Annotated in this window: 10 protein-coding genes and 1 riboswitch; of the genes, 4 read left to right on the top strand and 6 right to left on the bottom strand. The window is 65.3% G+C overall.

The window, feature by feature from the left end:
- Positions 1–123: 123 nt before the first annotated feature.
- The 5 genes from DUGA2_RS14855 to DUGA2_RS14835 form a co-directional block, all read right to left on the bottom strand.
- Positions 124–870, bottom strand: coding sequence for an SDR family oxidoreductase (locus tag DUGA2_RS14855; RefSeq protein ID WP_070270004.1), 747 nt, complete (start codon positions 868–870; stop codon positions 124–126).
- Positions 871–919: 49 nt separating this feature from the next.
- On the bottom strand, positions 920–1252 hold the full coding sequence (locus DUGA2_RS14850; RefSeq protein WP_070270002.1) for a hypothetical protein: 333 nt from the start codon (positions 1250–1252) through the stop codon (positions 920–922).
- Positions 1253–1262: 10 nt separating this feature from the next.
- Entirely contained in the window at positions 1263–1928 is a 666-nt protein-coding gene (locus DUGA2_RS14845; RefSeq protein ID WP_070270001.1) for a thiol:disulfide interchange protein DsbA/DsbL, read from the bottom strand.
- Between the two features lie 86 nt (positions 1929–2014).
- Positions 2015–2917, bottom strand: coding sequence for a cobalamin-binding protein (locus DUGA2_RS14840; protein ID WP_070269999.1), 903 nt, complete (start codon positions 2915–2917; stop codon positions 2015–2017).
- The gene (locus DUGA2_RS14835) at positions 2917–4932 is read right to left on the bottom strand and encodes a TonB-dependent receptor (RefSeq protein ID WP_070269997.1); all 2016 of its coding nucleotides are present in this window, start codon (positions 4930–4932) and stop codon (positions 2917–2919) included. The genes DUGA2_RS14840 and DUGA2_RS14835 overlap by 1 nt, the downstream gene beginning before the upstream one ends.
- An 80-nt stretch (positions 4933–5012) precedes the next feature.
- A riboswitch (cobalamin riboswitch) is annotated at positions 5013–5188 on the bottom strand.
- A gap of 111 nt (positions 5189–5299) precedes the next feature.
- On the opposite strand from DUGA2_RS14835, the gene DUGA2_RS14830 reads away from it, so the two are divergent.
- Complete coding sequence (locus DUGA2_RS14830) at positions 5300–6097, top strand: class III extradiol ring-cleavage dioxygenase (RefSeq protein ID WP_070269995.1); 798 nt, start codon at positions 5300–5302, stop codon at positions 6095–6097.
- Positions 6098–6119: 22 nt separating this feature from the next.
- Here the strand turns inward: DUGA2_RS14830 and ylqF are convergent, their stop codons facing one another.
- Positions 6120–7070 carry a ribosome biogenesis GTPase YlqF gene (ylqF, locus tag DUGA2_RS14825; protein ID WP_071658917.1) on the bottom strand — a complete coding sequence of 317 codons (951 nt, stop codon included), beginning with the start codon at positions 7068–7070 and terminating at the stop codon, positions 6120–6122.
- A 133-nt stretch (positions 7071–7203) separates the two neighbouring features.
- Here ylqF and DUGA2_RS14820 point away from each other — a divergent pair, with 133 nt between their 5' ends.
- The 3 genes from DUGA2_RS14820 to DUGA2_RS33130 all read left to right on the top strand — a co-directional run bounded on the left by DUGA2_RS14820 (position 7204) and on the right by DUGA2_RS33130 (position 11865).
- Complete coding sequence (locus DUGA2_RS14820; protein WP_070269991.1) at positions 7204–9189, top strand: OPT family oligopeptide transporter; 1986 nt, start codon at positions 7204–7206, stop codon at positions 9187–9189.
- Positions 9190–9339: 150 nt separating this feature from the next.
- A complete protein-coding gene (locus DUGA2_RS14815; protein ID WP_070269990.1) occupies positions 9340–11376 on the top strand; it encodes a right-handed parallel beta-helix repeat-containing protein in 2037 nt (678 codons plus the stop codon).
- Positions 11377–11559: 183 nt separating this feature from the next.
- On the top strand, positions 11560–11865 hold the full coding sequence (locus DUGA2_RS33130) for a hypothetical protein (protein ID WP_229214692.1): 306 nt from the start codon (positions 11560–11562) through the stop codon (positions 11863–11865).
- Positions 11866–11879: the final 14 nt, after the last annotated feature.

Below are 11879 nucleotides of genomic sequence, written 5' to 3'. Positions count from 1 at the left end.
GAGTGGATGCCCAAATTGTGCGCCGCCCGCCGCCGCGCGGGAATTGGCCTGGCCGTTGAAGCAGCTGCTTGCTGCGGTTGAAAATGCCGTGCAGCGTGCGTGCGGCCGGCGGACGGCGGCTTTCTAGCGCGCCCCGGCGGCGTCGATGATGGCGCCGCTGACGTAGGACGATTGTGGGCTGAGCAGCCACAATATCGTTTCCGCGATCTCCTCCGGCTGGCCGCCGCGCAGCATCGGCACGTTGGATTCCAGCCGCGCCACGCGCCCCGGATCGCCGCCGCTGGCGTGGATATCGGTATAAATCATGCCCGGCCGGACGCAGTTCACCCGTATGCCCTCGGCCGCCACCTCCTTCGACAGGCCCAGCGTCATCACATCGATCGCACCCTTGGACGACGCATAGTCGATGTAGACGTTAGGCGCCCCATGCTTCGCCGCGCCAGACGACAGGTTGACGATGCCGCCGCCCTGCCCGCCGCCGGCGGTGGACATGCGCTTGACCGCCTCCTTGCTGCACAAGAAGTAGCTGATCACATTGGTGGCGAACACCCGCTGCAGGCGCTCCACCGACATCTCCGTCAAGCGGCACTGCTGCTCCAGCACGCCGACGTTGTTGACCAGCGCCGTCAACGGCCCCAGTTCCTCGTCGACGGTTGTGAACAGGCGCTGCACGTCCGCCTCCACGCTGACGTCGGCCTGCACGGCGATGGCCTCGCCGCCCTCGGCGACGATCTGCTCGCGCAGCCTGCCCGCCGCCTCCGCGTCGTTCAGGTAGTTGATGCAGACCGCGTAGCCGCGCCGGCTGGCCATCAGCGCGGTCGCCGCGCCTATGCCCCGGCTGCTGCCGGTTATGAGTATCACTTGTTTCATAAGCTGCCTTATCAAAGAAAAAGCCCGCTGCTGCGGGCTTGGGCCATGTTTATTTTTCCGGGCTGACGTGGGTCAGCGCGTAGCTCACATGCTCCCACCAGTGCTCGCGCGAGTGCACCGTGCGCAGGCACTTCTTGTCGATTTCACCCTTGAACACGGGGTCGAAGCACTGCTTGGTCATCAGCGCGTTGCGCTGGTTCTCGGCGTTGCTCAAGGCGATCACCAGCCAGACGATGAAGCCCAGCGCCAGCACCGCCAGGCTCCAGGCGACGTGGTTGATGTAGGCCCACTCAAACAGGGTTTCGATGACAGGCGAAGACTCCTTGTAGATCTTCATGACCTGGCCCTCGGCCGCCTTGCGTTCGTCGCTGATTTCTTTCATGGCGCTATCCTTACTTCTTTCCGGCGCGTTCCTGGGCCGACTTGGCTACCAGGCTGTCCGCCACTGCAAACACGGCTGCGTGCACCTCGGGGGTGGACGTCAGGCCATGGCCCGCCACCGACGGCGATGTCGTGTAGTGACCGTCGATCACCAGCGTCGGAGCACTGTCCAGTTTATACTGGTTTGCCACCTGCACGCCACGCTTCATCTTCGCTTGGACACCAAACGAGTTGAAAAATTCCAGATATTTGGCCTTGTCGACGCCGTTCTTGACGACGAAGTCGAGGATGGCCTGGTCGGTGTTGAGGCGGTTATGTTCGACGTGGACGGCATGGAACAGCTTTTCGTGCATGCCGTTGCCCAGCGCGTTCATCGCCTCCAGCGTGAAGAAGGCCTTGGCTTGCGCATCCTCGCCCAGGTGCATGCGGCGGAACACGATCTTGTCGCCCTGCTTCCTGACCCATTCGGCCAGCGGCGCTTCCAGCTGGTTGCAGTACGGGCAGTGGTACATGAACACTTCCAGCACTTCGACCTTCTTGCCGGTGTCGGGACGGTTGGGCAGGTCCAGCGTGTTGTAGTCCACGCCGTTCTTGAAATCGGCGGCTTGGGCGCCGGCGGCGGCGGCCATGAAGGCCGCGGTGACGAGCAGCGGGCGCAGGAAGCTCAGGAAACGCATGACAGTCCTTCATCGAGGGTGAGTGGCAAACGCCGCGAGATTACCACCTTTTCCACGATGTGCAAATTATGGCCGCATTAAACCCATCAAGGCCGGTGCTGGCGTGCCGCTTCCAGCCGCTCGCACAGCATGGCGACGCCATCGGCGATGCGCGGCGTGGCGCGCACCAGGGTTTCGCTGTCGATCATGAACAGGTTGCCGCGCTGGACCGCCTGCATGCCCTTGTACTGCTTCCAGATATTGATGCCGGCTTCGGCGTCGTGCTTCTCGCCGCCGACGATGGCTTCCGGATTTTCCTGCAACACCGCCTCGGTGCTGACCGTGGGCGCCGGCACCTTGAGCGCGGCGAACACGTTCTGGCCGCCGCACACGCGGATCGCGTCGCTGACGATATGCTCGCCGCTCAGCGTGAAGATGGGCTTTTCCCAGATCTGGTAGAACACCCGCACCGTGGACCGCTGCGCATAGGCGGCCGACAGTCTGGCGATGCGCTGGCGGTAGTCCTGCGCGGCCTTTTGCGCGGACGGTCCGGTGTCCATCAGCTGCCCCAGGCGGGTCAGGCTGGTGGCTACCTCTTCCAGCTTTTGCGGGTCGCTGTAGAAGATCGGGATGCCCAGGCTTTTCAGCTGGTCGAGCTGGCGGGCGGTGTTCCCGCTTTTCCATACCACCAGCAGGTCCGGGCGCAGCGCCAGCACATGCTCCATGTCGATGGTGGCGTTGCTGCCCACCTGCGGGATGCGCTTGGCCGCTTCCGGATAGTCGCTGTAGTTCATGACGCCGACCACGCGTTCGCCGCCGCCGGCCGCAAACAGCAGTTCGGTGATGTGCGGCGCCATCGAGATGATGCGCTGCGCCGGCCTGGCGACGGTGACGCTGTTGCCGGCGTCGTCCTTCACCGTGACGGCAGGTTGAGCGCACACCGGCGCGCAGGCCAGCGCCAGCCAAGGCAATAGCTGCGCAGGGCGAACGGTCGTGGTCGGGGTGCGCATCAGAACTCGTAGCGGGCCGACAGTTTCAGCTGGCGGCCGTCGGCGGCGTAGATAGCGCCCTGGATGCCGTCCTTGCAGCTGAAGGCTTGCGAGAAGTAGCGCTTGTCGGCCAGGTTCAGGCCCGACACCGCGAACTCCCACTGGCCCAGCTTGCGGGCGTAGCGCGCATCCAGCGTGGTGTAGGCAGGGATCTGCGCCGGGCACTTGTTGTCGAAGTCCGCGCCGTTGCGCTGGCTGTCCACCCACTGCACGCCGACATCGGCGGTGTGGCCGGTGGCCAGGGTCCAGCTCAGGCGCGCGGTCAGCGTGTTCTTCGGCACCAGCATCATTTCCTTGCCGTTGTAGGCGCCCTCGGTGAATTTGGCGTCCACGTGCTGGTAGTGCGCGTTGACGCTCCAGTTGGCGTTGATCCGCTGCTCGGCATCGAGCTCGAAGCCTTCGCGGCGGGTCGCCGCCAGGTTGGTGTTGGCGTAGATCGTCGGATCGTAGAAGATCTCGTTGGTCAGGTTGTGGCGGAATACGCGGCCGGTGATCTTCTGCGCGGCGGTGCCATAGCTCACGCCCAGCTCCAGGTCATGCGACTGCTGCGGCGCCAGCGGCTTGTTGAAGCCCGGGGTGTAGGCGTTTTCATCGGAATTGGCGACACGGTAGCTTTGGCCAGCCTTGCCGTAGACGGTCAGCTTCGCGACTGGCATGTAGCTCGCCTGCAGCTCCCAGGCGTTCAGGCCTTGCGACACTTTGTAGCCGGTGCTGCCGAAACTCACGGCATCGCTGAAGTCCTTGTTGAAGATCTCGCGGCGCACGCCGGCCGACACGCGGCCTTCATGGGCGGCGTCAAAACGCAGTTCGTCGCGGACGTACAGGGCCTTCGAATGCTGCGTCGCATCGGCTGCGGAGTACTTGGCGCTGGTGGCCGTGGTGCGATTCCAGACGGTCCAGTCGAAGCCGGCCACCATCTCGTTCAGCAGGCCGCCGATCTCGCCCAGGCGGCGCACGCGCGGCGAGAACTGAGTCTGCTTGCTGTCGTAGGTGGTGATCGACGGCGGGCCGCCGAAGGAGTAGGCGGATTCCGCCTTCTTCTTGCGGTACGACAGATCGGCCGCCAGCTCATAGCCGCCGATGCGGCGCTGGGCGAAGGCGGTGAAGCGGTCGCTGTCGAGCGTGGCGTAATCGTCGGGAGTCTTGCTCTGGCGCGGATTGGCGTTGTACTCTGCCTCGCTCAGCGAGCCGGGAAGGCGCATGTCCTGGCGCGCGCCTTCGTAGCGGAAGCCTGCGCGGCCGGCGTTGTCGAACCATTGCGCGCCGCCGCTGAAGTGGGTCTGCTTGAATTCGTTGTTGTCGCGGTAGTTGTCGGTGCGCTGGGTGTCCAGCGTGGCGTCGGCGGCGAAGCCGTCCCAGGCCTGGAAGCCGGACGCGCGCACTTCGCCGGCGCGGAACTGGCCGCCCTCGACGAACACGCTGCCGCGGCGGCTGTTCTTGACCGGGCGCTTGGTGACGATGTTGATCACGCCGCCGGTGGCGCCGTCGCCGTACAACACGCTGGCGCCGCCGCGCGTGATTTCGATGTGGTCCACGGTGTAGATCGGGATGGTCGACAGGATGGCGCTGCTCAGTTCATTCTCCGACAGGCGTACGCCGTCCAGCACGATCACCATGTTCTGGCTGCTGTTGCTGCCGAAGCCGCGCAGGTCCAGGCCGAAGTCCGGGCTGCCGTCCAGGCTTTGGCGGCCGTAGACGCCGCCTACTTTGCGGATCGCGGCGTTGACGTCGTTGGCGCCGGCGCGCTGGATCTCTTCCGCGCTGATGATGGTGGCGCCGATCGGGGCCAGCGCCGGGTCGGCGTCGAAACGCGAACCGGTGATGACGATCGGTGCCAGCATCTGGGCGACCTGCGCGCCGGCGGTGGCGCCGGCAGCGGCGGCATCTTGCGCCAGGGCGGCGACGGGAACGGCGGCGGTGAAGCACAGGGAAACGGCGGCGGCCAGCAGGCGCGGTTGGAAAGCGGTGGAGTGCATGTCAGATCATTTTCAAAAGAGACATCCGCCTGCGTCCCCGCAAGCCGGAAGTGTACGGAAGCCGCGCGGATCGCATCACGCGCGCTTCCCCCTGGTCTGGCCGGTATCCGGGCTGGCAAGGCGCTCAAGCGGCCTTGCGTTACCGTTGCGGGGGCAGCACACCTTGGCCGTCACGCTGCGAGCGTGGGCGGCCTGTGTTTCCCGTTTAACTGCACATGTGAGCACATGGGCAAGCACCAGAACCCCGGCATTATACGCCCCTGCCCCGTATCATTAACTTTTTAGATATGACCTATCTACATTTCGCGCATTGATTGCAACAGCTTCCGTCCTTATAGTGAGTTCAACCTCACACCGGAGCTTTACCATGCATGCATTGCCCAGCTATTTCCTTTCCCACGGCGGCGGCCCCTGGCCGTTCATGATGGACCAGGTGGGCCATCTGTACGGCCAGCTGGACGCGTCGCTGCGCGACATCCCGCGCCAGCTCGGCGTGACGCCGAAGGCGGTGCTGGTGATCACGGCGCACTGGGAGGGCCGCGATTTCACGGTGTCGTCGTCGGCACGGCCGCCGATGATCTACGACTACGGCGGCTTCCCGCCGCACACGTATGAGGTGCAGTACAAGGCGCCGGGTGCGCCGGAGCTGGCGGCGCAGGTTAAGCAGCTGCTCGATGCGGGCGGTTTCCCGGCGCAGCTGGATCCGCAGCGCGGCTTCGACCACGGCACCTTCAGCGCCATGTATCCGGTGTATCCGGATGCGGACGTGCCCATCGTGCAGCTGTCGCTCAAGCACGGCCTCGATCCGTTGACGCACCTGGAGGCGGGACGTTTGCTGGCGCCCTTGCGCGAGCAGGGCGTGCTGATCGTCGGCAGCGGCCTCAGTTACCACAACCTGCGCGCGTTCAACGCCCAGGGTGCGGCGGCCTCGCACGCCTTCGACGGCTGGCTGCGCGCGACCATGGCGCTGCCGCCGCAGCAACGCGCGGCGCAGTTGATGGAGTGGGAAAAGGCGCCGGCTGCGCGCATGGCGCATCCACGCGAGGAGCATCTGCTGCCGTTGATGGTGGCGCTGGGCGCGGCGGAGAACGAGGCGGCCAGCGTCCCCTATCACGAGGACGCGTTCATGGGATCGCTGGCGGTGAGCAGCTTCCGCTTCGGTTAAATCCGGGGTCAGGTCCCCGGATTTAGGTGCCGCGCTTGCCGTTGGCGTAGGCTTCGGCCTTGGCGGCGGCGATCGCGGCTTTCTCGGCCGCCTTCACCGCCATCTCGGCGTCATGCACGTCCAGCCGCTCCTTGCGGTTGGCCGGCGTCTCCAGCGAGATGCGGCCCAGGATGCCGCTGCGGTAGTCGCCCAGGAAGGTGTGCGAGGCTTTTTCGAAATCGAGGTCGCCGCCCTTCTGGCGGAAGCCGCGCTTGGCCGCCACGCCCTCCACCACTGCGATGCCGTCGAACGTCTCGATATCCTTGAAGCCGTAGCGCGCCACCAGCAGCTGCGGGTAGTACTTCAGCATCTCGTCGGCCAGGAACACCGCCACTTCCTCTTCGATCAGCGCGTTCGAGCCGATCGCGTGGCTGGCGGCCAGCATCAGGCCGTCGCTCGGCAGCGCGATCTTCGGCCACAGCATGCCCGGCGTGTCGACCAGGATGGTGTTCTTGTCCAGGTAAAGCTTTTGCTGCTGCTTGGTGACGGCCGGCTCGTCGCCGACCTTGGCCACCTTGCGCTTGAGCAGCGCGTTCATCAGCGTCGACTTGCCGACGTTGGGGATGCCCATGATCATGATACGCAGCGGCTTGGTCGGCACGCCGCGGTGCGGCGCCAGCTGCTTGGCCAGTTCCGGCACGCGGGCCACGTCGGCCGGCTTCTTGGTCGTCATCGCGAACGCGGTCACGCCTTCCTGCGCGTTGTAATAAGCCACCCAGGCCGCCGTGGCGGCCGGATCGGCCAGGTCGACCTTGTTGAGGATCTTCAGGCACGGACGCTGGCGGAACTTGCGCAGCTCCTCCACCATCGGGTTGGTGCTGGCCTCGGGCAGGCGCGCGTCGACCACCTCGATCACCAGATCGGTGTTCTCCATCTGCTCGGCCGCCTTCTTCTTGGCGGCGTTCATATGCCCTGGGTACCATTGTATCGACATGCTCTGACCTTCAAAATCGTTCTGACAATCCGCTATTTTACCTGCTGGCCCGACTGGACTTCGGATATCATGAGGCGCTTTTCCCTTTTTCTGACCATATAAACAATATTATTTCTCCACCGGAGTGCTGAAGATGAGCATAGCTGCACCGTCCAACCCCAAGGAAATCACCGTTCGCGGCATCATCCTTGGCATACTGATCACGCTGGTCTTCACGGCGGCTCAGGTCTACCTGGGGCTGAAAGTGGGCCTGACGTTCGCCACCTCGATCCCGGCAGCCGTCATCTCGATGGCGCTGCTGAGCGCCTTCAAGGATGCCACCATCCAGGAAAACAACATCGTCCAGACCATCGCCTCGGCCGCCGGCACGCTGGCCTCGGTGATCTTCGTGCTGCCCGGCCTGCTGATGATAGGCTGGTGGGCCAAGGTGCCGTTCTGGCCGACCTTCGGTGCCTGCGCCATCGGCGGCGTATTGGGCGTGATGTACACCATGCCGCTGCGCCGCGCGCTGGTGTCGCAGTCCGACCTGCCCTACCCGGAAGGCGTGGCCGCCGCTGAAGTGCTCAAGGTCGGCATGGCCTCGCGCGCCGGCGCCGCCGAAGGCAAGGCCGGCCTGTGGGCCGTGATCTGGGGCAGCGTGGCGTCCGCCGTGTTCGCCGCCGGCGCCGCCGTCAAGCTGATGGCCGGCGAAGTGTCGATCTACTTCCGCACCGGCTCCGGCGCCACCGGCATCGGCGCCTCCAGCTCGCTGGCCTTGATCGGCGCCGGCCACCTGATGGGCATCACGGTCGGCATCGCCATGCTGGCCGGCCTGGTCATCGCCTGGGGCATCATGGTGCCCTTGATGACCTCGCTGAGCCCGGCCGCGCCCGGCGTCGAAGCCTCCGCCCACGCGCTGGGCATCTGGTCCAAGGAAGTGCGCATGATGGGCGCCGGCGTGATCGGCATGGCCGCGATCATCACGCTGGCCGGCCTGGCCAAGCCCATCTTCGGCGGCCTGAAGTCGGCGATGGAATCGGCCCGCAAGGCCAAGCTCAATGGCGGCGTGCTGGACCGCACCGAGCAGGACTTGCCGATCTTCGTGGTCGGCCTGGTCACGCTGCTGTCGATGGTGCCGGCCGGCTGGCTGCTGTCGAGCTTCCTGCAAGGCGGCCCGCTGGGCTCGCTGGCCTTCCCGCTGGTGGCGGTCGGCATCGGCTACATCCTGGTGGCCGGCATCTTCGCCGCCGCGGTCTGCGGCTACATGGCCGGCCTGATCGGCTCGTCGAATTCGCCGGTGTCCGGCATCGCCATCCTGACCATCCTCGGCGCCGCGCTGAGCGTGGGCATGGTCGGCCGCAGCATCATGGGCCCGGAAGTGGCGCAGGCGCTGATCGCCTACGCGCTGTTCGTCACCACCGTGGTGCTGGCCGTGGCCGTGATCGGCAACGACAACCTGCAGGACTTGAAGACCGGCCAGCTGGTCGACGCGACGCCGTGGAAACAGCAGGTCGGCCTGCTGATCGGCGTGGTCGCCGGTTCCTGCGTGGTGCCGCCGGTGCTGGAGCTGCTCAACCACGCCAACGGCTTCGTCGGCGCCCCCAACCTCAACTCGATCTCGGACCAGCCGCTGGCCGCGCCGCAGGCGCTGCTGATCTCGACCTTGGCCAAGGGCGTCATCGGCGGCCAGCTGCGCTGGGACCTGCTGGGCTACGGCGCCTTGGTCGGCCTGCTGCTGGTGGCGATCAACTTCGGCCTGAAGCGGTCCAGCAACGGCAAGTACAGCCTGCCGCCGCTGGGCGTGGGCCTGGCGATCTACCTGCCGAGCGCGGTGATCACGCCGGTGTGCATCGGCGCCGTGGCCGGCTACCTGTTCGACCGCGCCATGGAGCACAAGGTCGGCGGCGACACCGCCAAGCGCCTGGGCGTGCTGGTGATGTCGGGCTTCATCGTCGGCGAGAGCTTGTTCAACGTCGCGCTGGCGGGCCTGATCGTGGTTTCCGGCAAGGGCGAGCCGCTGGCCATCGCCAACTCGCTGAGCGAGGCGCAGACCATGGTGGTGGCGCTGATCTTCGGCGTGGCCATGGTGTGGGGCTTGTACCGCTGGTCGGCCAAGAGCGGCCGCAGCGTCGCCGCCTGATGTAGCGGAACGCGTTCCAGCCCCAACGCCCTGCCGGCTCCGGCAGGGCGTTTTTCATTGGGCGGCCGGTTGTGACAATTAGCGATAATTCAACATTGGAATTTCAATATGATGTCGGGACCGCCTTCTTCCACTATCCCGAGGAATTCCATGAAAAAATCCCTGGTATGCCTGCATGCGCTGGCCGCACTGGCGCTGTCATCCCCAGTGCTGGCGCAGCAGATCCCCGACTTCACGGCGAACAACGCCAACCCGACCGACCCCGGCACCTTGGGACCGCCGGCGCCGTCCTACGGATACCCCGATGCCCCCGACATCTACTCCGACGAGCGCAATATGCGCTTCCGCAAGGGCCTGCCGTCCTACCAGGCCGAGCTGACAACGGTGCCGACTTTCCAGTCCATCGGCATCTACTGGGCGCCGCCGGGAGGCAACGTCGACCGCCGTTCGCGCGTCAAATACCGCAAGCATGGCGAGCAACAGTGGAAGAACGGCCTGCCGCTGTCCTTCGATCCGCGCAACAAGGAATACCGCGGCAGCCTGGTGATGCTGGACGCGGGCACCAGCTACGACATCGAACTGTCGCTGGCCGACCAGCCGGACCTGAGCGCCGCCACCACCCAGGCCACCTGGAGCGAACAATTCCCGGTCGGCCGCACCATCACGCTGCCGCCGGGCGTGCTGAAGCTGCCGGGAGAGAGCACGTCCCGGACTTACGAGGTCAACGTGTCGGGCACGCCGGACGCCTACGTGCGCTATGTGTCGGCGCCGTTCGACGCCGACCCGAGCCAGCGCAGCACCATCGACATGGGCGCGGCGGACGGACACCTTCATTCCGGCAATAGCTGCGTGGTGATCAAAGCGTCCTACGTCATCGTCAGCAAGCTGCAACTGAAGAACTGCCAGCGCCAGGGCATCGCCATCGACGCGCCTTCGCACGACGTCATCATCGAGGACAACGACATCAGTGGTTTCGGCTCGGCGCCTGTCACCACCGAAAGCCCGCCGACCGCCGGCAATGTGCCGACCAATAAGATCGTCCCCGGCCACTACCTTGAGGCGGGCATATCCTGCTCGAATAGGCTGAGCGCCCCGGCCGACCGCGTGCAGCGCGTCGTCATCCAGCGCAACCGGATACACGATCCGCGTTACGGCTCCATCCACTGGGGCTACGCCCATCCCAACTCGGCGAACGGCATCGCGTTCGGCCATTGCGGCGGCAACCATGTGATCCGCTACAACGAGGTCTACGCCGCGGCCGGCCACTACTTCAGCGACGGCATCGGCGGTGGCGACAACTTCACCTTCGAAGGTTTCCCGGCCGCCGACTCAGACATTCACGGCAACGACGTCTCCGGCGTGTACGACGACGCCATCGAATCGGAGGGCGCCAACCGCAACGTGCGCATCTGGGGCAACTACCTGCACCATGTGTTCACCGGCGTCGGGCTGGCCACCGTGTCGCAGGGGCCGGTATACGCCTTCCGCAACATCCTCGGCGACACGGTGGGCATGAGCAATCCCAACGGCGCCGACCAGGACAGCGAGGGCCATGGCGTATTCTTCAAGCTGGGCAGCCGGGAGCCCATCGTCAATGGAGGACGGGCTTACTTCTTCCACAACACCAATCTGCAACCGCCGCCGTTGGCCGGCATGCGATTTGGCCTGGGCTCGAACGGATTCCTGGCCAATAACGGCGGCGACACCTGCAACATCGTCAGTCGCAACAACCTTATGTCGATCAGCGACACCGGGCAGGGCACCGTGGTAGTGAATGAGGTGTGCGGCAAGAACGACATCGACTACGATGCCTATCGCGGCGGCATTTCGATCAACGGCGCCCGCTCGGAGTTGCATCCAGCGCCCGGCAGCGGCAGGAACGGTAGCGCCATCGTTTTCAAGGCCGGCAGCCAGGTCTGGCCGACGATAGGACTGGTCGAGTACGGCGATTATCCCAACCCGCAATACAAGACGGGCAAGGTGTACCTGACGACCGCGCGGCCCACCAACGCCGGCAACTACCAGCTGCAAGCCGGGTCGCTGGGCTATGGCAGCGGCGTGTATCTACCCAACTTCAACGAGCCGGGCACGGGCACGCCGACCGACACCGGCATCGATGCCGGCGCCCACCAGCGCAACACGCCGCCGATGGAATTCGGCGTCGACGCCTACCGCCCCAAGCCGTAGCAGCCGCCGCCGATTCATGCCGCCAGTATAGGCACCGGGCGTGAAATTCGACCCGTGCGGCATTCGTGCTCGTTTGGATGTCTCGTTCTGTCTCGTTTTGACTCGTTTGAACTTTGTGCGGCGCACAAGGCCTAGCGAGACAGAACGAGACAGAACACGACACAACGAGCAAGGAGAACGAGCATGAATGCCGTACAGACCTGTGAGCTGCCACCCGCCGCATACTCCGAGCTGGCGGATTTTCTGCGCAAGAGCGCCAGCACGCTGTCCCCGGTGGAGGCGGCATCGTCGCCATTCACGAGTGGACGGAAAGAAGCCGCGCTGCGGCGGCAGCGCTGCGCGGCTACCAATGGAAGCTGCTCTTTATTGTCGCCGCGCCAGATGGCCGTGCAGATTGCCGGCGACGGCTGGTGGCACACGCCAACCATCAATCGCAAAACACGGTGGAGCGCCGCCTGCCCCGCTATCGTCGCGAGGTCGACGAACTGACCGACGATCACTGA

Source organism: Duganella sp. HH101 (genome assembly GCF_001758795.1).
Taxonomy (GTDB): domain Bacteria; phylum Pseudomonadota; class Gammaproteobacteria; order Burkholderiales; family Burkholderiaceae_D; genus Rugamonas; species Rugamonas rivuli.
Note: the sequence above shows the minus strand (reverse complement) of the source record. Positions and strands in the feature narration are given on the sequence as shown.